Below are 23,934 nucleotides of genomic sequence, written 5' to 3' on the forward strand. Positions count from 1 at the left end.
TAAATTAAGTGAAAAGTAAATGGAACTAAGATGTTAACTAGAGTGGAACTCATTTTTGTTGTGCTGATGGTCTCAGCCTTAATCCTAATTGCTTATGAAATGCTAAAAGGTTTATTTTAGAGCATCTATACAATTTTTGATCAAAAAAAGCCCACAGAGGGAATCTATGGGCGAAACTAAGGACCTTGACGGTCATTCAGAAACTACAGCTAGTTTCTGGTTGTGATTCTGGACTGAATTAAAAATAACCATATTGGCTGAATGTATCAAAAGTTAAATCATGTGATTAATCATTGATACATCTGCAAAAATGAGCTCATCGCTCTGTTGATTAATACAGTAATTCACCAAACAAATCCGCTCTAATCTGTTCCAGACTCAGATCTGATTTCATCCTATTACAGATGGGATGAACCAGCAGACCATTCTCTAGAACACCTTGCCCACCTACGGCTTTGGCAATCCGATGATCCGATTCAGTAGAATCAAGATAGATCAATCCATCACAAATGAGGCAAAAGTTATGATTACCCACCACAAAATTGTGCTTAAGTAAACTTTTGGTTAATGCTGAAAAGGATTTGGGCTTTGAGCGCGAGATTGGACTAATCGACTCCACATATCCCACCACATGCTTCACGACCGTATCATCATAATTCCCCAAAAATCTTTCAACATAAAACTCATTAAAGTTTATGTATTTGAAGGCCTTAGACATGGACAGAATAAATGTATTCAGGCATTCCTCATCATCAAAATCAACCTCCATTTCCAAACTTAAGCAAATAAAGGCTTTATAGACAATTTGTAGCCGATCATAGCCCTTGATACCACTGCCGAACTTGCCGACCGTTTCGGTGGTCGCCACGGGGAAATTGGCGATCAAGAACTCAATACTACGGCGTACCCGGGTGAAGTCCTTGAAACTAATCGTTCGATGATGAATCTGCATGCGACTTTCATGAATTTCAAACACAATTGAAAACCATGCTAGAAAGGAAGTAATTTGAAAACGCTGGTCCTTATAAAAATATAAGAACGGATGTAAGCCCAAACTCGGAACCCCAGTATTTTTTACAGGAGTGGCCATTCTGCAAAGGGCCGTAAACAGATGTGACATGATCTTTTCAACGCGTTCACCCTGATTCAGGCTCATGATATTATGAATCCGATCACCCGCGATGATATTCATGAGCTCATTGACCAAGCCAATTTTTTTGCCATGACTCATTTCAGTATCTAATAAGATGGTAGAGAAAAGCAGCTGATGGATCCTCTCCCCCAACTCGATGAGCGCATTTAAACGTGTATATTGAAGCTCTTCTAAATTGGATTTATTGTCATTGATATAACAACAAGCATAGATCGCATAATATGCATCACTTCCCCGACTTCTTAGATGATATTCCTCATATTTATCCAGGCGTTTAGTATCTGAGTTAATCGATTGGAATACGCGTCGTGCATCTTCTGGAGTACCAAGCACTTGCCGGAAACTGATTTTAATATCGTCTAATTTAGATTTTTGTTCTGCAAATTTAGGATCAATACAAATTTTTTGGAAGTCAGCCAGATCCCCTAAATGATTTCGCAGGTCACGAATATCTTCTTTTTGTTGATCGCTAAAATTAGGCGCTTGAGTGGCTTGTTCATCTGCAAAATATCTCTTGACCCACGCATAAATACTCGAAAGACGATGCGCCCCATCGATAATATAGATGTTGCCGTGTATATCTTTCCAATACAAGATACACAAATTGATATTTTGATCTTCTGTGCAATTCCCAATAAAGTTTGCAATTTCCCGCACACTCCAACATTCAGTAGAACGCTGGTTATCCGCTTTAAATAAACATTTGATGATGGCATGCTTTTCAAAATCAGTCAGTGCAACTTCAAAATTGTCTCGTTGCATTGATGGTGACATTTCTTCTGGCAACATGACTTTACGCTGAATGATATTCGTCAGTAATCGAGTTTGGCCCATTTTTTGTTTTCTCCAGGCAGCACTTCTCTATATTCGCTCAAATACGAAATTTGAAAGTGCATATCGTTCAATTTGGTTAAAGCGATGAATTAAATGACCGTCAATATCCGGTCAGCGCTAACAAAAGAAACGTAAGAGAAATGGGGATTTGAGATAATGAAATCTTCATGCTGAGTACCTGTAGTTTAGATTTTACTATCTACAACCATCTTTTTCCACGAGATGGAGGTAGACCAAACAGGGGTGGAAATACCGCACTACAGAAGACGGCCAGTCATCGACTGCCCTGCCTGGCCTACCATAATGGCAAGCTAAGCATAATAAGCACAAAAAAACCGCTTAAAGCAGTTTTAATGCTTCTGTAGTAATTTTCAGGTTTCCACGCCTGATTACAGATTTTACTGTAATGTAATTATCATATTTGTATCTTTTTCTTTGGTCAAACCAAATTAGACTTTTTTTAATCATTAATTCTATGAAAGGACCTCAATAAATTAAAATATTGAGCATTATTAAAACAAAAAATCAAATTCGCGGATTCCCAGGCCTTTGCTTGGCAAATCAGATTTTGACAAAGCAAAGGCCTGGGCCCCTTTTGAACCACTTATTAAGCTTAGGCTATTTTTAGAATATTTATGATTAGCAGTTTTAACTAAAGGCTAGAATAAGGAATTTTCATTTATGAGCATTAACTCATCAAAACAGATTAATTCAACTTAAATACAGTTTCTATCTTCAGCAATGTATAAAATTGATTAAAAATTATCAACATAATATGAAAAAACGTACTTTTTATTTGGTTAAAAAACCAAAAAAATCAACCCAAAATAGAGGGTTACATTATTTAAAACTGATTCTCCAATTAATTTAAAACAACACTCAATTTCATATTAAATCGCTTTTAATTTATTATTTTATTAACAACAAAAGGTATTATTTATATCAATAATATTTCAATTAATTTTAACGTAGCGTGATTATTGTCTTGCGTCTCAACAATGCTGTTTTTTAGGCTAAAAAACACTCAAAAAGCCTAAAACCCGGGGTTGGATTTTCACCCTTAATTACCCAGTTTTTGAGCGATAAAAACTCACTTTTCTGCAAAAATATGCTAAAAAAAACAAAGCTGTAAAATCAACAAAAATATCCATCTGATTTCAATGTGTTTTTTTTGATGAATTTCCGTTGATATCGTCAACCTCTGATAGAACCTCTAGGCACTCTTTCATCTTGTAAAAGACGCTTTGCAACAGCATCTTTTGAATAAAATTATTATCTTTTTTATTCCATATTTTATATTTTTTTATTTTCACCTCACCCTTTTTTACATTATTAAATTCACCCGGAATATATTCATCCCATTCAAAATTATCTAAATCTTTTGAATAAAGTTTATTGATAAAATCTAAGAATCTTTGATAGTCAATCAAGTCATTTTTAGATGATACCTTAAAGTTCAAAATAGGACGATCTTTTTCAAGTGAAATTTTATTTTCTAAACAATCAAAAAAATGTTTAAGATCTTTCTGGGTTACATTTTTATTTAAGTTAAAAGGTTGCTCAATCTCATAGAGAGTAGACCATGTCACCATTTTATTCCAAGTAAAACCGATAAGATCCTCATGATTAGCATCATTTTTGACGTGACTTGTATAGAGAGAAAACGGCTGGCTGATCGATTGAATGAACTTCAATACTTCAGGATCGATCGTTGCTTTTTCTTTTTTTTCCCGCCACTTCCGGTATTCCTCTAAAAACGTTTCACGGTATAAAAATACGTCCTGTTGTTGAGGCTGCTTCTGCTTTTTCTTGCTCTTTAATGCAGCAGTTTGAGAATTATTTTCTGTGTGTGAATGAATCTTCTTCATCAATTTTAAAATATCTCTTTCATTCGACTGAAATTCAACTTTGAAATCGCGATGCATCAACTGACTATCGCCTAATAATGCCTTGATCAATTGAGGTGAATATTCACGGTTTGCTTGATAAAACATGTCAGCAATCAGGATATTCAGATGATGCAGATAATGTCTTGCAGTGATCCGAATGTCTTCATGCCCCATCAGATGCGCAAGTCGAGACCAGGCTTGGGCACTACGCGATGAAGCATCCTTCATACTGGGTAAAATGTGCTTTTTAAGCTTACGCCCAAACTCGGAATCATAGTCAGTAAAACAACGTACCAGTGCTATGCTGCCTTTTAAAAGGATAGCCAAATGTGAAGCGGTACTATGCCTGAAAGCGTGAAAGGTATATTGATGATCGTTTGTCCCTAATACAGTATTAAACAGCAACTGGGTAATTTTTGATAAATTTGTACTGGATAAAGGTTGTTCACCCAGCATAAAGAGCTGTTTGGTTTTTCTATTGCAGACTGCTGCAGTCGGTTTAGAGCCAGGTAACAGGTTTTGATAAAAGCGACAAAATCCTGTGAACTCGTCCGGTGCTAAGAAATGAACTAAATCAAACTGACGCGTGGCATTATCACTTTTCAGATCACGCTCAGAATTTAGACGAATCCTGAGGGTGAGATCATCAATATCACCCATTGTTTTTCTCATTTTATGGTCAGATCGATCGTCTTTCTGCTGATCTAAAGCGGATTCAAACACATAATAGAGCTGTCGATTGTCAGGATGTTTTCGTAACTGCGGAGATACAAAATCATCGATACAGATCCCGGCAGCTTCATCAATACGCAAGCCCAGTCTAAATGCCAATGTATAAACCCATTCTAGACAGGTTGCATCCTGCTCAGTCAGACCCAAAGCTTCTGGGTATCCTCTAAGAATCCGTATCATCAATTGAAACATCTGCGGACTAATGAGTCTGGTTTTTAAAAATAAACCGTCACTTTGACGTTCATATAAATATTGCACAATCGGTGCACGATGATTCTTGACTAAGTATTGGTGAAAAGCTTTCAGCCGATCAAAGGCATAACCCGAGGTATTGTATTTTTTATTGTTGTTGGTTTGGGCGGTCGTTTTATGATTTCTCTGATCATTCAGCAGTTTTTCTTCAACAATCGTGCGATACATTTCCTCAAACTGCTCTTCAGTGGCTGTATCTAGATTGATCTGCTGTTCTAGAATACAACAAAGTAGGTCAAGCACAAAACTACTATAGTAACGCTTGATCGTGGAGACTTTAATCGCTGCTTTCACATGATAAGCAAATTCGTTTTCTAACCACTGACACACGCGTAAATGTGCAATAGCCACTACATAATCTAGGTACTCGCCATTTCCAGCCTCATACGCAGATTTATAGTCCTCAGATTTTTGGATGCTTTCTTGGAGTTGATCCGCAAGCTGTTTGGGTTTGATATCCTGATGAAAAGATAAAAGCCAGGATTTCAGCTCATGACGTTGACCGGTTCGTCGATCATGAAATGTTTTGACTGTAACTGTAGGCATCTCCAAGTCTAAGAGTTGAGGCTTTTTTTCAAGATTTTTGATTCTAGCTTGAATAGTTTTCCAGCAATCGGGTTGATCATAGAGCTGTGTATACTGCTCATAGATTAAAGGCGAAGTGATGATCTGATTGTTCAGTACACTGGTACTTAACACATCCAGATTAGGAATCTCTTGCCACAAGACATAATCCATATGCTTAAAAATGGCAAAACCGGTCTTTTCCAAGCCTTTTAAAAATAGCTTCACGTGATTAAGCTGTGCAAATGGCTGATCCTCACGTGCTTTTCTAGAGTCCCCCTCCTCCGCCATATTCAGTACAATGTTTAAATGGATTTTAAGTTTTTCTAGCAGTAAGGCTTCAGGCTGATTCCCCGTTTCAATTTCACTCTGTTCTTTTTCCCAGTACAGCAATGGCGAAGTGCTTTGTAATACATACCCTTGCGGTCCATTGATTAGCTCCTGAATCCGTCGATAACATAGCATCGCAAAGGCATTGAAATAAATGTGTTGGGTTTGCCATAACTCCGCCTCTTCTTCGCCATCCTGACGATAGATGTTGCCATACTTTGTCGAGGGCAAGGTGTATGAAAAGACATAAGCCTTTTGAACCTTTTCGGCATCTGAATAGATCGGAAGCAAGCCACTATCTAGGTTCATATGAAAAATCGCATCATGAATGGCTATCAGTCGTTCAGGTTGCATGCATCCCTGATCAAAAATTAATGAAATACAAAGACATTCAAACAAGGTATTCACTAATTTTTGTTGCTCTTTAGCCGTAGAGTCTAAGAGGATACCTTGAGTTTGTTGTTTGAGATAATCCGCCCAATTCACATACAGTTTTTCTTTTACCTCGACGAGCATAGTACCCTGCTGTAACTTTCGTCCTGAAAAAACGTTGTCTAGACGTTTAGGTGTGTAGACTATCCAATCGGGCAACTTAATCTCATAGCTCTCGGCATAGGAAGGGTAATCCTTTTGCCACTGCTGGTTTTTCTCGTTACAAATCCGTTTCACTTGTTTAAAACAGAATTGAAGGTAATCTGCAGCATTGCCCTTAAATTTGGATATTTGGCAGAGCTGCTCTAAAACTGCTCTATAGAGAGTAAACTTGTCCAGAATTTGCTGATCAAGCCACTTAAAATCAATTTGAGCAAGGTCAGAATTTACATCTGTGTATGTAGCAGTGATCAGCTGAGAAATTTCCTTAAAAATGTCACCGATTTCTCTTTTAATGGCATTTTCTAATTGCGTAACAAGTGATGTATCAAGCACAAGATGGTCCTTTAAAGCACTTCAAGCTTTGCGATTTCTAGTTTGTTGAGCAAGCTTTTAACTTGTTGCTGAATGTCGTGTTTGTAGAGATAAGGGCTTAATCCAGAAATGTGACTGAATCCCATGCTCTGCTTATCATGGGTATATAGCGTATTGTGAATGTCACCACTCAGGGCGAGATGATTTTTAGTGAAATGCCTTGGCCAGTTTTTATAAATCTGTACAGTCTCTTTAAGGTAATTCGTGACAAAATCAGCAGACATGGGCTGTAACTCCAAATGCTCCACGACTTCAGCAAGATTCACCTGACCTTTTTGGGACTTGATCCGAGGATGTGAGATGACATAGAGCATAAAACCATCGTTTTCCAATTGCGCTTGCAAACTTTTTATCCCGAGTGATTCGATGGTTTTCGTCAGATATTTTCGATATGCATTGAAATGATCCTGCCAGTAGCCTGTAACAGGAACAGGACGTCCTACTTTTCGTGAATCAGTTTTTTTATCATGCACGTAAAGCAGTTGTGCCTTAGGATCATAATGTTTCAGTAACCCCGGCATGCCGACTATTGGACGCACCGTCAGGCAGATTAAGGAAAGATGCCACATCCAAATGCTGTAAGCATTCAGCTTCTCGATCAGATTCGCTTGAGTATTGGCTAATGTGTTTTTGACAAAATGATAAAGCTGATTAAAAAATTTACTCGCGGCCTCTACAGTCCAGCATCGCTGACTGCCGATACGTTCCTCACGATGAAAAATATGACCAGGGTGTTCATCCTCAATCCATGGTTCACCTTTTCTACGGTCTAATAGAACATTAATATAGCCTTGAAAATGCTGGTCGATTTGATCGATCTGACGCCCTTCATAGTTCCATTGCACGATATGACGGCTATCTCTGTTGGCCAGCAAGTGTGCGACCAGGTTATCATCCGTCTCCATATCCATATAAAAATAGATTTGCCGCTCTAACATACCACAGGTGATTTCGCCAATTGCATGCTCTTTAAAAATTTCCCGCAAAAAATTATTGTACTCAATCACACAAAATTCAGGTTCCTCTAAAGCCTCTAAACTGGTGATCCAGGGTGCTGGCATGCGCCATTCCAGGGTTAAGGCCCGATTATAACGCTGTGCTTTATCTTGCATGGCACCGGAATGATTGGCATTCAACTTAGGATCGATCACCCAATAATAATGGATGACTTTTTTGACTGATTTTTTTTTAATTCTACCAATATCAATCAAATACTTGATCTTTTGAAAGACCGTTGGACTCAGACCGGTCAAGAGACACATCAGACCACACACAGCTAAAGCCGATTGATATGCATCATTTCTCTTATTTTCTTGATAACACTTCTGCAATCGCTGATATACCTCAGTTAATAAACTGGGTTTCAGATAAAGCGGATTAGTTTTACAGGCTAAGTCACGTCGCTGAATTCTCTTAGCTTGCTTTTCGAGCTGTTTCTGTTTGTCATCAGAGAAACTCCCCTTCACCCGCTTGGCGATCTCATCCTGTTCAGGATCGACAAGATTGGCCTCTGTATCCTGTCCAGTATCCTCATTCTCTACATCCAACGATGATGTGCCTGAATCAGATTTATAGGTCATGCCCTTTTTAATATCGTTAATTAAAGCCTGAACATTAATTACTGTTGAATTTAATCTACTATTGGCAATCTCGTTGAAAACAATAATAAATTGTTGAATATAACGGCCAAGATTAAGCTGTTCAAAATCATTTTTTATTGTTTTACGCTCTAAAAGAATTTTTAACTCGTTGGCATCAAATTCATCCATAGCTTGGAGTTTGCGTGTAACTTTTTTATACAACAGTTTATTTTTCTCAGTATTCGATAACTGCTTTTGCAAAAGAAGTTTTAAATTATAAGATACTGTGTTGATTTTATTGTTGTTTTTACAATTATTTAGAATAACCTGTTTTTCATCCTTTTCATCCTTTTCATCCTTTTCATCCTTTTCATCCTTTTCATCCTTTTCATCCTTTTCATCCTTTTCATCCCTTGTAATCTGAGGCTCTAACAAGATGATTTCCTTCAGTATTTCACACAAGGCTGCAGTACAAAGATAGGAATAGATGAATACTGCTTTTTGTTGGTCGCTTAGTTCTCCTATAGATGCACTTTTAGCCCATTGCGTTAACCCTGCTAATAATTTCTGTTGTGTCACTATCCGATTATTTTTAATCACCACATGTATTTTGTGAGCAGCAGCATACAGTTCCTGTGCCTGCTGATCTTGCGCCAAGAGCTGAGTCAAAATTTGTTTTTTTACACTCAGGGGTTGATTGACCCATTCTTCCAATAGTTTAATTTGCTTGTCAGCTGACAATTCATCAGTTTGGCTCATAAAGCTACCATAATTTTTCAGGGTAAAAATTGATATTCAGGTTTCGTTCGAACTTGAGCTTCAAGTCTTTATTCAGGCCAAAGTATTTTTTATAAGTGTTTGCACTCAATTGAACACAACGCTGCGGATTTTTTCCCACCTTCATATACCGTGATAATGGCAAACCTAAGGTATCGGACAATTGAGTAAAAAAACATGTAAATAGAACAGCATGTACCTCTTTATGTTTGTGCTTTGGAACCTGTTCCAAATCTAAAGAAATTTTATGGATTAACCATTTTAGAATTTCAAATTCATCAACACCTTTATGGGATTTTTCACCCTTGTTAAGAATTCTTTTGATATAAGCATCCAGCTTGTTTTTAAGATTCAAGATAAAATGTCGAATAAAATCTGGTAAATCTAATATCAAAACTGCACTTAACTTGGTCAGGACTTCAAGTGATTTTTTTTGCATTTCCAATTTTTTTCTATCGTAACCATCTCAGCTGATACTGGCTGTATAAACTCAATACTGTTGAAATGGCTAATTTTTAAATTTACAACTTAGGCTCAACAGAATCTGTTAAGCCTAAAAAGGCAGATCATGAAGATAAAAATATTGTTGATTCTGATATGGATGAAATTTTAGATCCATCAGAAGATCAGTTACCGTTCTGGTAAGCATTTTTCCCTTTAACACTTTTTAATTCAATATGTATGATAAATAGCAGTACCCAATATTTAAAAAAATATTGGATACTCAATTATAAATTTCCACAGTGGAAATTTATAATTTTTATGGGTGGTCATCTAAACCGGCAAGAAATTCTTCTAACTTTTCAATCTTTTCTTGATTAAATTCAGCATTTAAACTGGTGCGAATATTTAGGACTGTTTTCCCATTGAGACTTTTCTCGATCTTAATCGAACCAAATTTAAGACCATTTTTATTTTTTAAGATCATTTTGTTTACTAGAGAGGCATTTTCGATGCTTTGATCTTGTTTTTTAGCTGTCTCTTGTACCGTTAGTGCTTTTTCTATTTGATAAATGAATTTTTTTGATGGACGATTTGTTTCTGTAAATTCATTTAGGTACTTTTTCCATATGGTTAACGTGGTATCTTCAACTAGTTGATGGTTAAACTTTAAAACCAGTTTATTTAATTCAGTTAACAATTGTTGTGCGGTTGCACCTGAAATCGCTTTGGGGTGGATTTTTAGATCTTCTTTTATATAGTTTGGCAGTTTATAAAAGCTCATTAATCTAAAGTATTTAGATTGATCTAATTGATATTTTTGAGTAATAAATTCTATATTTTGTATAGTATAACCAAACTCATCGCAGTGTTTTTGTATAGCATTGACTAATTCAAAATCACTAAGATTTGACCGATGTAAATTGTCAATCAATGAAATTAAAGCTGTCTTTTCTGTAGATTTATCATCTCGAATAATTGCACGAATAGTCTTATGTTTTAATACATCACGAACAGCTCGAAACCTTTTTTCTCCACCAACAAGCTCATATGTTTCTTCTTTTTTGATCACAACAATCGGATAAATTTGCCCATTCGTTTCAATACTTTTGGCAAGCTTTTCAACATCTTGTAAAACTTTGTCTGTAATAATGCGAGGTTGATGCTCTGAGAAGTCAATAAGCTCTATAGGTAGATCAACAATATTATTTTCAGTCGATGATACCAATGCAACTTTGCCTGTTCCTGCTGCATTAATAAATGCTTGTTCCATTTCAAAGGCATCATCAAAATCGACAATGAGTGGTTTTTTCGCCATTACAGGATCTCCACCAAAAATTCATTTAATTCATCTTTTGCTTTACTACTACCCATTTCTAATACTGATTTTCCTTCGATCATTGCATCGCGAAATTGTTTGCGATCACGCACAATGGTATTTAGTGTTTTCACAGACTTGACTTGTTGTAGCAACTCTAAAGCAGCATCAATTTCTGTAGATTTGGTATTGGTTGGTGCTTTATTTAAGACTACAAAAGTTTCTAATTTCTTATTTACTTGCTTAGCAGCATTTACCAATCTAAGCACAAATGGCAGCACTTCGATATCTGTTTGACTAGGTTGCGTTGGAATAATAAGAACATCTGCTATTAATAATGCTGAACGAAACTCAGCTGAATCACGTCCTGCAACATCCAATACAATATATTTATTATTATTTTTTAACTGTTGTAGTTCTTCTTTTAAATTATCTTTGAGCGAAATGGTTGTAATCGAGTCTTGTGTTCTACGTTTACTCCATTTTATAGAGGATTGTTGATCATCTCCATCTACAAGAATAGTCTGACCTTTTTTGCTCAGAGCAACAGCTAAATTGGTTGAGAGTGTGGTCTTTCCAACGCCACCTTTCTGATTGGCAATTACGTATATTGTCATGGATTAAATATATAAAAATTAAATTTATATTAGCATAATTTTAAAAATTAAAAAAATATTTTTAATTTTCCACAGTGGAAATTTAAAAAACTAAAAGCCTTTTTTTTCTTTTGTGTAGTCCCGGCATTTGATGGATCGGATCAATCTTAAAAAGTTCAGGTTCATCTATCCACTGTTTGCAGATGAATTCGTAGGGAGTCAGGCCCCTGAGTGTTTTGAGTCTGCGGTCGAAGTTGTATGTAGCAATAAAATCAGCAAGGTGAATGCATAGCTGAGTGTGATCGTCGTAAGGCTTTGTTGCACAAACCTATCTGTAAAGGGTTTTTCAGCGATATAATTTTCAAATGAAGAAGCCTACACACAAAATCTACCGCACAACCAATTGGCCCGCATATAACCGAGCACTCATGAGTCGCGGAAATATTGTCATTTGGTTTGATCCTGCTACGCAATGGTATGCTCCATCAAAAGGCAAACAAGGGCGAAATCAAACCTACTCCGACGCAGCTATCCAATGCTGCTTAATGATTAAATCCTTATTCCGTCTATCTTTACNCGGATTAAATTGGACCGCACCAGATTACAGTACGCTTTGTAGAAGACAAAAGCATATTGATATTGCAATCAGCTACCAAAAAAGTAGCGATGGGCTGCATCTACTCGTAGACTCTACAGGCATGAAGTTTCTAGGTGAGGGCGAATGAAAACGCAAGAAACATGGAGCTGAATATCGTCGCCAATGGCGTAAACTACATATTGGTATAGATGCCAAAACCCTACAAATACGAGCAGTTCAGCTTACAACCAATAATGTCAGTGATTCACAGGTGCTTGGTGATTTACTTAATCAGATTCCACAAGATGAGCAGATTGACTCTGTTTATACCGATGGAGCTTATGACACCAAGCAATGCCGTGAGGTCATTGCAGATCGGCAAGCACATGCGGTGATTCCACCTAGAAAAAATGCGAAACCATGGAAAGATACAAAGAGTAGCTCGCTAGAGCGAAATGAATTACTTCGAACAGTTAAACGTTTAGGCAGGACACTATGGAAAAAATGGTCAGGCTATCATCGGCGAAGTTGGTTGAAACTAAGATGCATTGCATCAAATTATTAGGAGATAAACTCAGTGCAAGGAGTTTTGATAGCCAAGTGAATGAGATCCATGCACGTGTAGCAGTCCTTAACAGATTTACGGAATTAGGTCGACCACTTACCCAAGTTACGCCTTAAATTTGGCTCAATTAGGGGCGCTTTGCATTTCAAATCTTTGTGCAACAAAGCCAATTTAAACTAATTCTAACTGTTCGGCTTCTTCTGTAACTTCAATATCTTCAGCAGCAGAATTTTCAAATTCATCATTTAACCAACGCTGTAATAAACTACGCATTCTTGAGCTTGGTACATAAATATTGATTGGGTTACCTTCACGAATAGCAGAACGCCATATCCATTGGACCATCTCAGATAGAGCGAATACATCTTCCTTAACAGGGAATCCCTTCATAGCTGAAGCTTTAACAACCATTGGATTTGGATATAGGTTCATCAAGTAAGCTAAGTTGGTTTTGTCTTTGTATTCGTTAGTTGCCTTTGTATTGAAGGCTAACCATTCTTCTTTATAGCGTGATCCAGCAATTGCTGAATGTGCTTCTTTAAATGAAGTCCAAAGTCTATCTGACTTTTTCGCTTTAACATGGTTACGGAAATAGTTATCAAGATTTTTTGACAACTGCTCACATAAAGCTTTCTTATTTGATTTGAATTGGCTTGAACTCAATGCTGTAGTTTTAGTACCAATCTCATTGATAAACTTGTTATCTGAAATAGTGACTAAATGCTTAATTTGAGAAGGCTTGTTACCAAAACGGATCAGTTCATACTCAACGCCATACGATTTCAAATACGCTGACATTTGAGAGCCTTCAAACATATAAGTAGCAATCCAGACTTCTTTAAAAGATCTCAGTGTGTCGATACTCAATTCCCAAACAATCAGCTTCTGGTCCACATACAAGAGCTGACCGAGATCACACATTGTTGCTAGGTTTTCATATTTCGTACCCGTCGGGTCACCACCGTTATCACCATACTTTTCACGGTTGAAACGAAGAGTGACAGCATCATCATCAACATGAATCCAACCTAAACGGAAAAGAGCTTCTAACTCTGTAGATGAATGCTCTGTATATACATCATAGACTTGAATTGTTTCGTCAATAATCAGTACATAGTCTTTCGCATCATCCAACATATTTGGTGTTAGGTTCATAAAAAGCTGATGTGTACTGACTACGTTTTCTTTGTTCTTTAACAGGTATTGCAAGCTTTCAGCTTTATTTCCACCCTTATAGCTTGGATGCTTGAAACGTCTTTCCTTCAAAGGAGCATCATCTAAATATGCGTAATGAACGCTTGTATCGTCTTCTGTGGTAATTAAAGGACGTTTTAATACATCTTCAGGATCGTATGTTGTACCTGAAATACGATGGCATTCATCAAGTAATGGAGTGATGTAAAGAAAGTTCTGGTCTTTTTCTGCTGTTCTAATGTTTTCTATAATTTGAGTAGTCTTACCGCTACCCATCATTGCATCATAAACTTTAAACACTGTGCTTATTTTTCCTATTTGCACGTTTTATTATCCTCATTGCATATTGTTGTAATGGAAGACTGTTCTCCCCTCTTGAGACAGATTATATTACATCAAGACAGATAATGTCAATAACTTGTCTTGTGGATCTATTTTTGTCTTGAATTGCTTTATTTGTCTAGCTAAACACTTGTTTTGTTTTTAAATTTAAAACTGTGGATAAGTAAGACAGATTTCGGTCTTAATTGATCTTAGGTTTTATACGGCTTTCGCTGCAATTCGATACTCAAATTACAGTGAATTTATAAAGGAAAATTTAAAGGCTGTAGACAAAACCTTGTCTTAGACATTTTATAACTACTTGTTTTTAAAAATGAAAAAAGCAAAAACCTTAAAACAAAAATGTACGGATTCTAGGTACACATAAGCGCACACAGACATAGCACCTAAAGCCTATTTACTGACCGCCCTCTGTTCCTTCCATTACTGTAGCTATTGCATACAGTCGGTTGGTTGCTCAAACATTTACTTCAGCATAGCTTCGTTGTTACTCGCTATACTTCGTAAAGTTTCGAGCTGAGGTCCATTCTTTTATAACTCAATGTTTTCAACTGATTTTGAAGGAAGCTTAAAAAGTCTTATAAAATAAGGCTAGACAAAACCTTGTCTTGGGACTATCAAAAAAGTCAATCTTTTAGGGCTTTTTTTAACTTGAATCTTAAAGAAGAAATTATAAAAAAATACAGATAACTAATTAATAAATATTTAATTAATTTTTCAAATAAAGAAAAAGAATAGAGCGATATATCGAACTCCTTTCAGTCGTTCTCATATCTTCTTATAGAAAAATAGTTGTTCAACCTATAACAAGCTTCTTATTCATTTCCTTAACAGTCAATGAATAACAACCTTTAACAGTCAGATAATCAATCTTTAATCTGTATCCGTACCTTAACAGGCACGTATCCATATCAAACATTGAACTGACTGCCTACTAATCTGTTTTGTATGCTGTTTATTTTTCAATACTAATCAAATAGAATGAAGCTACAACTTTACATATAACTGTTTAATATGAAAAAGATAGTTTTAACTTTACTGTTGGCTTGTACTGGTACTATGGCTCAAGCTATTGAAGTGGATCATAATTACAAATTTAGTCTTTGTGCTGTAGCGGAGGATATAGCCAAAAGTTCTGTCGAAATACAAAAATATGAAGACATAGGAAAAGAAGAATTTAAGGTAGGTTATTTCAATACTTTAGAAACACAGTTAAACAAGCATTCCTTTTATAAAAACTATTATAAGCAACTAATTAATGCAGTTGTAGATGAGTTCTGGAACGTAAGAGATGAACAGTTAGCAAGTGATGTAGCTTTCCTTACGTGTATGACACTTGTAGAGGGAACTGATTTTAAAGACTACAAATACGAATAGCCTATGCAGAATAGGTATTCTTATTCCTAAAAGTTATAAGGATTGACAGTATAATAAAAATATGTTATATATGTATCTGTTTTCTATAACTAAAAATTATAAGCAAACAGAAAAACAATAAGAATAAAAACAACTTCAAATAAAAAGAGATACAACCATGTATTCAGTATTCATCATCACCAATAAAAAGAAATTCGTATTAGCAACATATCAAGACTTCAGTCCTGAGCTATCAGATCAAACAAAGCTACAGCTTATTCTAAATGGACCTACTGTTCCTGTAACTGTATTTGAACAGTACTTCAAAGCTCCTGAAGACTTTGAAATTAAAACTTTTAAAAGCGGTATCGACAATGCTTTAGAAGCAAGCCTAGAAGTCAACAACATTAATCTGGTACAAGCCAATAAGAAAGCAACAGCAGATGCACGTGTACCTGTATTACCAAAAACAAGAAAGCCACGTACTAAGAAGACAACAAATGAAGATCAAGGGCTGTAAGCGTCAAGCCTTCCTAGATCAAGCTATACTGAATGGCGGTCAACCAATCTTCTACCTAATCAAATGCTGGAATAAGGAAGTGAACCGTACCGGGTTTGTCGGAGACTCAATATTCTGAGAGACTATTCCGATGAAAAAACCAACCTATACCCCCGAAATTAGAGAAAGAGCGGTTCAATTACTAATTGAATCTGAAAAAGATTATCCTTCTACTTGGGCTGCAATCACAGCAATTGCGCCTAAGATTGGTTGTACTCCTGAAACACTTCGTGCCTGGCATCAAAAGCATTTAGATCAGCAAAATCCTATTAAAGTACAACAGATATCTGATCAAGAAAAAATGAAGCAAATGGAACGTGAAATTAAAGAATTAAAGCGTGCCAATGAAATTCTACGTAAAGCAGCCGCTTTTTTCGCCCAGGCGGAGCTCGACCGCCCACACAAATAATGGTGGATTTCATCCATAACAATAAAGACTTATATGGTGTTGATGCGATTTGTAGGATTTTACCGATCGCAGCTTCAACTTATTACCGAACTTTAGATCTCGCTGACAATCCAGAACATCGAGCGAAACGAGATCTACATTATAAGCATCATGCTGAACAAATTAAACGAATTTGGAAGGAAAGTTCAGGTCGATATGGTGTACGTAAAGTTTGGCAACAATTGAAACGTGAGGGTTATGTTATTGCACGTTGTACAGTTGCTCGATTGATGCAGAAGCTAGATATACAAGGTGTTTGGCGTGGTAAGAACAAACAAACTACCCGCAACCGAGATGATCAAAAACGAGCAGATGATTTAGTGAAACGTAATTTTAGTGCTGATCGACCTGACCAATTATGGGTCAGTGACTTTACGTATATTCAAACTCATTCAGGCTGGGTCTATACCGCCTTTATTATTGATGTGTTCTCACGAGCAATTGTTGGATGGAAAGTATCTACACGGATGAATACAGATATGGTGCTCGATGCACTTGAGCAAGCATTGCACGATCGAGGCATGCCAAAGAATGTGATTCATCATTCCGACAGGGGTGTGCAATATCTTTCGATTCGCTATACCAATCGTTTAGAAGCAGCAAATTTACGAGCATCAGTCGATACAACTGGTGATTCATACGATAATGCTTTGGCTGAAACGGTGAATGGCTTATACAAAACAGAGGTGATTGAATATTTAAAAGCAGATTGGCAAGGTTTAGCAGATGTACAACTTGCGACACTAAACTGGGTAGATTGGTTCAATAAAAAGCGTGTACACAGTGCACTAGGTTATGTGTCGCCTTTTGAGTTTGAAGCAATGTACTATGATAAGATTAACCCGTTAGGTCAGGTGGCTTAACTTAAATAAAAAAGTCTCCGACAAAACCGGTACGGTTCATGATTTTCATAGTGGTTTCCTTTGGTTTGGATTTGCATTAATCGGTTATCCCAAAACACCGCCGAAGGCGGCACTAACTATTCTTCCTCTTGGTTTGACCTCTACGTTGACATAAGTAAAGGTCTGCTCAAAGGAACATCATTTGATGATTCACATCAACCATTCATCGTAATTTCATTGTCTTCGATTAAGCTCATCCCCTATCATTTGATTATGTTACATATTCAATTGTTGGGGAGTGAATTGTATGGTTGGACAACGTGGAGGTAGTCGAGATGGTGCAGGTAGAAAGCCTCTATATGATGAACCTACTAAGGTCATTCGTGTGCCTGAGTCTAGAATTCTTGAAATAAAGAATTACCTAACAGGATCAAATAAAGCCAAGTTCAATGATGTAGCATCTATAACCCTAGTGAATCCAAGCTCTGTAATGAGTATTCCTTTGGCTTCAGAAAAGGTTGCTGCTGGCTTCCCTTCTCCTGCCCAGGATTATGTCGACAAAACATTAGACATGAATGAACACCTCATCAAAAATGAAGCAGCAACATTCGTTGTGAGAGTCGCTTCACTTTCCATGAGGGATGCAGGTATTGAGATTGATGACGAACTGATTGTAGACCGTAGCATTGAAGCCAAGCATGAAGACATCGTGATTGCACTGATCGACAATGAGTTCACTGTAAAACGCCTCATGATCGAAGGTGATGATAATCGTTGGCTTAAAGCAGAGAACCCTGAGTATTCCGACATTCATCTGCAAGATGGGCAGGAAATGCTAATTTGGGGTGTAGTGACTTTTGTCATCAAGCCATTCAGAAAGCGTTAGTAGCGTTCATCATTCTTCTTGGTTTCTTAACATGGAATGTAAAAACAAGATCTACGCTTTAGTAGACATCAATAACTGCTATGTCAGTTGTGAACGCATCTTTAACCCAAGCTTGAACAATAAGCCTGTCATTGTGCTATCCAACAATGATGGCTGTGCTGTAGCACGTTCCCAAGAAGCCAAAGACTTGGGCATCAAGATGGGTGTTCCTCTCTTTCAGATCAAGGACATCGTAGAGCAGCATCAGGTGCAGGTGCTATCGAGCAACTATGCATTGTATGCAGAGATGTCTCGCAGATTCATGAAAATCCTGTCCGATTTCGTATCTCCCAAAGAGCAGGAGATTTACTCAATTGATGAGTGCTTTCTGGATCTGACAGCTCATTCAGGGAATTACGACTTGACTGAATATGCCCATCAGATTCGTCAGCGTGTGTTTTCTTGGCTTGGTTTACCTGTATGTATTGGCATTGGACGCTCAAAGACTGAAGCGAAACTAGCGAACCATATTGCCAAGAAGAACGCTTACTTCAATGGTGTTTGCAACTTGGTTTCAATGGATCCATGCTCTGCTGAAACTCTGCATCAAGCCATAGATGTTGGTGAAATCTGGGGCATAGGTCGAAAGCATTCCAAGAAGCTCAACAGCCTGGGGATTCATTCAGTTATGGATTTTGTCTTAACTTCCCCTCTGGTGATCAGGGACCAATTCTCTGTAGTGATGCACAGAACCTTATTGGAACTGCAGGGAATTGCTTGTATTGAACTGGAACATACGCCACCAGCCAAGAAGCAAATTATTGCGAGTCGCTCATTTGGTCAACGCATCTACCATATTGATGATCTCAAGGAGGCTATGTCGCTATATGTCTTGGATGCGGTTAGCAGACTGAGAGATGATAATCTGTTGTGTGGTTGTCTGATTGGTTTCGTACAATCAAACCCATTTGATAGCTCAAAGCCCTTCTACAACAAGTCTTTATCCTTGGCTTTACCAGAACCTACCGACAACTTATTGATGCTATCTAAACTCGCTACAGCGATGATTGATGGCCTGTATGCCAAAGACATTGCCTTCAAGAAATGTGGCGTGATTCTGACGTGTCTCGAACCAAAGGCAAGCCATGTATATGACATGTTTACCGACATGAAGCATATCGAGATCAGTGATGCTTTGATGGATTCCCTTGAAGCGATTCATCTTAAGTATGGCAAAACCAAGATTGCCTTGGGCGCAAGTTTAATGCCGAACAGAACATGGAATATGTCACGAAATCGGCTAACACAGAACTACTTTAAATGGGATCAACTGCTTTGCGTAAAGTAAATGTCCTGCCTATAAATTGATTTCGTTTTAGTTTCTAACTAGAGCGGAATATCACTTATAAATACACTTTTAGTTGTTCAAACAAGTGGTACCACCTCTGTATTAGTTATCAGGTAAATTACTTTAGGTTCTTAACAATATGTTGGGACAAATTGATCTAAAGCCATCAATATAGTTTAACTAAGGCTATTCAATGCGGAGTTCGATGAAGTATGAAATACTGCTCAAATTCATCAATCGGCATCGGTCTACCAAACAGATAGCCCTGGTAATGATAACAACCCTGTTTTTCTAATACATCCCGTTGAGCTTCGGTTTCTACACCTTCAGCCAGCACAGAAATTCCCAAAGTTTTTGCCAAAACAATGATCATTTTGGTAATTTCAGCATCATTGGCACTCACCATAATATCCCGAACAAAACCTTGATCGATTTTTAATTGATCAATCGGAATCCGCTGTAAATAAGTTAAAGAAGAATATCCTGTACCAAAATCATCTAGAGAGAACATCACCCCGTAACGTTTAAGAACCGTCATTTTTTCAATAATGTCTTCTACCCGCATCACTAAGGCGCTTTCAGTAAGTTCAAGTTTGAGTAAGTGTGCGGGAGCTTGTGTACGTTCCAAAATTTCGAGTACGTCTTGAACAAATTCATCGCGAGCAAATTGGCTAGCACTGACATTTACAGCCATGCTGAGGTGAGCAGTTTGCGGATACTTGGCCCAGTCACTCAATTGTTGGCAGGCACTTTCCAGTACCCATTGACCCAGAGTAATAATGAAACCATTTTCTTCTGCGACGGGTATAAAACGAGCAGGGGAAATCATTCCTTTAACTGGATGCAGCCAACGTAACAAGGCTTCTACTCCTGTCACCTGTTGTGCACCATTCACTTGTGGCTGGTAATATAATACCAGCTGGTTTTTTTCTAGTGCTTGACGTAATCCGGTATCAATCTCAGCACGCTCCTGAACCTGAGATTGAATCTCAGGATCAAAAAAGCGATAAGTATTTCGACCATAATTCTTTGCGTCAGACAGTGCCATATCAGCACGTTTAATTGGATCTTGGATATTTTCACATGCTTCTATCCCAAATAGGCTGATCCCAATACTGGCTGAATTATGATATTCAGAGTCGGCCAAAAAGTAAGGTTGAGTGAGTGTCTGTAAAATATATTTTGCGGTTTTTTCTAGTTGTGGGATAGCTTCCATCTCTGAGCTTCCAAGATGATCAAGCAGAACCACAAATTCATCACTTCCCAGTCGTGCAACCATTTGATTGGCTTCTACGCATTCTAGCAGGCGAGTTGCGACTTGCTGTAATAAGTAGTCTCCGGTTTCATGGCCTGCAGTGTCATTTATAGCTTTAAAATTATCCAGATCTATTAACAGAACAGCGCCGAGCTGTTTTTTATTTTTTGTATCTCTCATGCTCTGTTCAAGGTGTTCCAAAAATAGGCTACGGTTTGGCAGTTTAGTCAGAGAGTCATAAAACGCTAGCAAGTGTACTTTTTCTTCTGCAGCTTTATAGGCAGAAATATCGTTAATCGTTGCAACATAATGTGTGGTTTGGCCATGCTCATCACGTACAGCAGCAATCAAGATGTGTTGTGGATACAGTCCGCCATTTTTGCGCTTATTCCAGATTTCACCCTGCCAAGATCCTGTCGTGCGAATATGGTTCCACATGCTGGTATAGAAGTTTTTGTCATGCAGGCCTGATTGTAAGATTTTAGGTGTATAACCAATCAACTCTTGTTCACTATAGCCAGTAATTTCTGTAAAAGCATGATTAGTGCGTAAAATAACCAAATGAGGATCTGTAATCAGCATCCCGACTTGAGAGTTAAATGCGGTCGCTGCAATACGCAGGTTTTCTTCTGCTTTTTTACGTTCGGTAATATCACGTGCCGAGCAGAAGAATACCTCATCATCATCAAGATGCACCAGGATTGAACTGACTTCTACCGGATAACACTCACCTTGGGCGTTTAGATAACAGGTTTCAAAGCGAATACCTCCAGGTGTAGAAATCCCTCTATTGATCAGCTCTTGCAACTCAGCCTTATTATAGTCGTTATCCCAGTAACACAGGGTTTTGCCCAAGGCTGCCTGCGGAGTACTACCAATCATGCGAAAAAAGGAATCACTACCTTGAAGAAGCTTGCCTTGGCGATCTAGAACATGAATACCATCTTGTGCATTACGTAACAGCATCCGACTACGACGATTGGTCAACATATTTGCCCGAATTTGCCGCCAAAGTAACCATCCAGCAATCGTGGTCACCGCAATGAAGAGTAATCCCAGCAAAACGGCTTTAATAACATCTTCATACCATTGGGCCAGATAGTCTTTTTCACCGAAGGCAACAACAACAAAAATAGGCATGCTACTTAGCTTGCGAAAGTTACCAATACGCGGGATTTTATCTGTAGTTCGTCGAGTATAAATAGTGCCAGACTGTGCGCCGGAGTGAACCAGTTGTGACAGTTCCGGTGGCCCCCCCACAAAACCCACCTTTCCGTTCGGTGTTTTAAGCATGGGATTACGTGCAATAACTCGCATATCCAGGTCTTGTAACAGTACCACTCCTTTAGGGCCTACATCCAGTTCTGCAATCAGATGATTAAAGTAGCTAGCAGGTAAAGTAGTGATAATCATGCCTGCAAAAGTTCCATCACCCTGATTGTAACGTCGTGCAAATAGATGAACCCAGCCTTGGCCATTTGGATCTCTCATCAGCTTGGTGACAAACAGTTGATCCGTACTTTTTTGTTGGGCCTCTTTAAAAAAACTATAATTTGCATAATTAGACCTCTGACCGTCCATATCATGATCAGCGAATTGGACTTGACCTTTTTCATCGGTAATGTGTATTCGAGCAACAGAACCGATCCAATTTTTTTCTTTTTGAATAAAGATATTCATCTCTTTATGATTTATTTGTTTTTTTTCACGTAATTCTTTTTCGATATAGGTTTGTAAGGTATATAAAGACAAATTGATTTCTTGAGTACTGCTGCTCACGCTTTTTTCAAGCAGTGAGGTTAAATTTTCTACACTGGTCCGAGCTTCAGCTTCTTCGCGCTCACGTGAAGTATGTAAGGTATAGACTAGTAAGCTGATCATGAACATATTCATGATCACTACAGTCAGGACAAGAAGTTTAAAAATAGATTTTTTTTTTGCAGCATATTTGCTCTGTGAGATAGAGAGATGGATCCGGAAATTTGAACAACTTCTATAAGTGATATTCCGCTCTAGTTAAGCCACCTTGTTTTGTTGGGGTAGCTGATCATAGTAAAACTCATTGGGTGTCATTTTGTCTAGACTCGAATGAGGTCGTTTCAAATTATAAAACTTAAAATATGCACTCAATTGCTTTTTTGCATCTGTGACACTGCTATAAGCTTTGAGATACACCTCTTCATATTTAACGTTCCGCCATAATCGTTCAACCATCACATTATCAATCTATGAGCAGTATACTGCGCAAGTTTACCATCCATACTGATTTGAATGCCATTTATAAAAGGTAGCATTACTCATGCCGTGTTCACGGCAAAGGGTCGCTACAGGTGTGCCAGATTCTGCCTGTTTCAAGATGGACATGATCTGACTGTCAGTAAATTTAGATGTTTTCATGCAGAATCTCCTGCTCGTATCTTAAGAGAAAATTCTACTTTTAGATCCTATTATTTTTAGGGGGGATTACCATATCTATGAAATTTGTAAATTCATCTTTAAATAAAATAATTTAAATAAAACTATTGTTAAAATAAAGTTATATAAATTTTTAAAGTATTGATAGTGAGTAGTTATGAGTCTTTTTTATGAAAACTTTAGAGATTTTGAAGATGCTGGTAAAGCCATTTTAGAGTATTTACATAATCACTTAGGTTTTAATTTATGGATGATTACTCGTACAGAAGGTAATGATTGGATAGTTCTTCAAGCTAAAGACAGTGGATATGGAGTAAAAGCAGGACAAGTTTTTAATTGGACTGATTCATATTGTTCTAAGATGGTACTAGGCAAAGGGCCACGTATAGCACATGATTCAAAAAAAATTCCATTATATGAAGAGGCTGGAATTAATAAGGTAGTGGATATAAATGCATATATAGGTCAACCTTTATTGAAGGAAGATGGCTCTGTTTTCGGTACATTATGTGCTATTGATCCATCAGTACAGCCTAAAAGTATAGAACAATATAGTGATTTATTAGAATTATTTAGTTTATTACTCAGTCGAATTTTACAGAACGAAATGGCTTTGTTGCACAAAGATTTGAAATGCAAAGCGCCCCTAATTGAGCCAAATTTAAGGCGTAACTTGGGTAACTGGTCGACCTAATTCCGTAAATCTGTTGAGGACTGCTACACGTGCATGAATCTC

At 37.5% G+C, this 23,934-nt stretch carries 13 protein-coding genes, 5 pseudogenes and 1 other annotated feature; of the genes and pseudogenes, 7 read left to right on the forward strand and 11 right to left on the reverse strand.

The features are described from left to right. Window positions 1-331: 331 nt before the first annotated feature. The 7 genes and pseudogenes from AC07E5_RS04125 to AC07E5_RS04155 all read right to left on the reverse strand — a co-directional run. Window positions 332-1,987: an HNH endonuclease signature motif containing protein gene (locus AC07E5_RS04125; protein WP_498624674.1), complete on the reverse strand. Its 1,656-nt coding sequence runs from the start codon at window positions 1,985-1,987 to the stop codon at window positions 332-334. A 1,157-nt stretch (window positions 1,988-3,144) separates the two neighbouring features. Further along, a complete protein-coding gene (locus AC07E5_RS04130; RefSeq protein WP_498624676.1) occupies window positions 3,145-6,681 on the reverse strand; it encodes a hypothetical protein in 3,537 nt (1,178 codons plus the stop codon). Window positions 6,682-6,692: 11 nt separating this feature from the next. Continuing rightward, a complete protein-coding gene (locus tag AC07E5_RS04135) occupies window positions 6,693-9,059 on the reverse strand; it encodes a hypothetical protein (RefSeq protein ID WP_099518079.1) in 2,367 nt (788 codons plus the stop codon). A 4-nt stretch (window positions 9,060-9,063) separates the two neighbouring features. Beyond that, entirely contained in the window at window positions 9,064-9,516 is a 453-nt protein-coding gene (locus AC07E5_RS04140; protein WP_031974804.1) for a hypothetical protein, read from the reverse strand. A gap of 321 nt (window positions 9,517-9,837) precedes the next feature. Continuing rightward, on the reverse strand, window positions 9,838-10,836 hold the full coding sequence (locus tag AC07E5_RS04145) for a ParB/RepB/Spo0J family partition protein (protein WP_001085468.1): 999 nt from the start codon (window positions 10,834-10,836) through the stop codon (window positions 9,838-9,840). Beyond that, the gene (locus AC07E5_RS04150) at window positions 10,836-11,453 is read right to left on the reverse strand and encodes an AAA family ATPase (protein ID WP_000158575.1); all 618 of its coding nucleotides are present in this window, start codon (window positions 11,451-11,453) and stop codon (window positions 10,836-10,838) included. The genes AC07E5_RS04145 and AC07E5_RS04150 overlap by 1 nt, the downstream gene beginning before the upstream one ends. Before the next feature lie 82 nt (window positions 11,454-11,535). Continuing rightward, a pseudogene (locus tag AC07E5_RS04155) lies at window positions 11,536-11,742 on the reverse strand (hypothetical protein); the annotation flags it as partial. Window positions 11,743-11,797: 55 nt separating this feature from the next. Between AC07E5_RS04155 and AC07E5_RS04160 the strand changes: the two are divergent. Then, window positions 11,798-12,690 (forward strand): annotated as a pseudogene (locus AC07E5_RS04160) (IS5 family transposase). Between the two features lie 55 nt (window positions 12,691-12,745). Here AC07E5_RS04160 and AC07E5_RS04165 read toward each other — a convergent pair. Then, complete coding sequence (locus AC07E5_RS04165; protein WP_020753597.1) at window positions 12,746-14,092, reverse strand: YonV C-terminus-related protein; 1,347 nt, start codon at window positions 14,090-14,092, stop codon at window positions 12,746-12,748. A gap of 1,032 nt (window positions 14,093-15,124) precedes the next feature. On the opposite strand from AC07E5_RS04165, the gene AC07E5_RS04170 reads away from it, so the two are divergent. The 5 genes from AC07E5_RS04170 (at window position 15,125) to AC07E5_RS04190 (ending at window position 19,528) form a co-directional block, all read left to right on the forward strand. Then, window positions 15,125-15,487, forward strand: coding sequence for a hypothetical protein (locus AC07E5_RS04170; RefSeq protein ID WP_020753598.1), 363 nt, complete (start codon window positions 15,125-15,127; stop codon window positions 15,485-15,487). A gap of 157 nt (window positions 15,488-15,644) precedes the next feature. After that, complete coding sequence (locus AC07E5_RS04175; protein ID WP_020753599.1) at window positions 15,645-15,986, forward strand: hypothetical protein; 342 nt, start codon at window positions 15,645-15,647, stop codon at window positions 15,984-15,986. 130 nt (window positions 15,987-16,116) lie between these two features. Next, a protein-coding gene (locus AC07E5_RS04180) for an IS3 family transposase (protein ID WP_087513996.1) occupies window positions 16,117-17,336 on the forward strand; the annotation gives its coding sequence in 2 pieces (ribosomal slippage) (window positions 16,117-16,393 and window positions 16,393-17,336; 1,221 coding nt in all). Next, window positions 16,392-16,508: a sequence feature (AL1L pseudoknot), on the forward strand. (Overlaps the previous gene by 117 nt.) A 286-nt stretch (window positions 17,337-17,622) precedes the next feature. Further along, window positions 17,623-18,201, forward strand: coding sequence for a LexA family protein (locus AC07E5_RS04185; protein WP_020753601.1), 579 nt, complete (start codon window positions 17,623-17,625; stop codon window positions 18,199-18,201). A 31-nt stretch (window positions 18,202-18,232) separates the two neighbouring features. After that, the gene (locus tag AC07E5_RS04190) at window positions 18,233-19,528 is read left to right on the forward strand and encodes a Y-family DNA polymerase (RefSeq protein WP_498624679.1); all 1,296 of its coding nucleotides are present in this window, start codon (window positions 18,233-18,235) and stop codon (window positions 19,526-19,528) included. Between the two features lie 190 nt (window positions 19,529-19,718). Here the strand turns inward: AC07E5_RS04190 and AC07E5_RS04195 are convergent, their stop codons facing one another. The 3 genes and pseudogenes from AC07E5_RS04195 to AC07E5_RS04205 form a co-directional block, all read right to left on the reverse strand. Then, window positions 19,719-22,664: a bifunctional diguanylate cyclase/phosphodiesterase gene (locus tag AC07E5_RS04195; protein WP_498624680.1), complete on the reverse strand. Its 2,946-nt coding sequence runs from the start codon at window positions 22,662-22,664 to the stop codon at window positions 19,719-19,721. Between the two features lie 135 nt (window positions 22,665-22,799). Beyond that, window positions 22,800-23,062 (reverse strand): annotated as a pseudogene (locus AC07E5_RS04200) (integrase core domain-containing protein); the annotation flags it as partial. Further along, window positions 23,052-23,180, reverse strand: a pseudogene (locus AC07E5_RS04205) (transposase); the annotation flags it as partial. The pseudogenes AC07E5_RS04205 and AC07E5_RS04200, both read right to left, overlap by 11 nt. 175 nt (window positions 23,181-23,355) lie before the next feature. Here AC07E5_RS04205 and AC07E5_RS04210 point away from each other — a divergent pair. Continuing rightward, window positions 23,356-23,814 (forward strand): annotated as a pseudogene (locus AC07E5_RS04210) (GAF domain-containing protein); the annotation flags it as partial. Window positions 23,815-23,934 lie beyond the last annotated feature (120 nt).

Source organism: Acinetobacter seohaensis (genome assembly GCF_056431365.1).

Excerpts from the sequence above, each read along its gene's own strand:
- AC07E5_RS04125 (WP_498624674.1), bottom strand. The coding sequence starts at position 1,987 with ATGGGCCAAACTCGATTACTGACGAATATCATTCAGCGTAAAGTCATG.
- AC07E5_RS04135 (WP_099518079.1), bottom strand. The coding sequence starts at position 9,059 with ATGAGCCAAACTGATGAATTGTCAGCTGACAAGCAAATTAAACTATTG.
- AC07E5_RS04140 (WP_031974804.1), bottom strand. The coding sequence starts at position 9,516 with ATGCAAAAAAAATCACTTGAAGTCCTGACCAAGTTAAGTGCAGTTTTG.
- AC07E5_RS04145 (WP_001085468.1), bottom strand. The coding sequence starts at position 10,836 with ATGGCGAAAAAACCACTCATTGTCGATTTTGATGATGCCTTTGAAATG.
- AC07E5_RS04150 (WP_000158575.1), bottom strand. The coding sequence starts at position 11,453 with ATGACAATATACGTAATTGCCAATCAGAAAGGTGGCGTTGGAAAGACC.
- AC07E5_RS04170 (WP_020753598.1), top strand. The coding sequence starts at position 15,125 with ATGAAAAAGATAGTTTTAACTTTACTGTTGGCTTGTACTGGTACTATG.
- AC07E5_RS04175 (WP_020753599.1), top strand. The coding sequence starts at position 15,645 with ATGTATTCAGTATTCATCATCACCAATAAAAAGAAATTCGTATTAGCA.
- AC07E5_RS04185 (WP_020753601.1), top strand. The coding sequence starts at position 17,623 with ATGGTTGGACAACGTGGAGGTAGTCGAGATGGTGCAGGTAGAAAGCCT.
- AC07E5_RS04190 (WP_498624679.1), top strand. The coding sequence starts at position 18,233 with ATGGAATGTAAAAACAAGATCTACGCTTTAGTAGACATCAATAACTGC.
- AC07E5_RS04195 (WP_498624680.1), bottom strand. The coding sequence starts at position 22,664 with ATGATCAGCTTACTAGTCTATACCTTACATACTTCACGTGAGCGCGAA.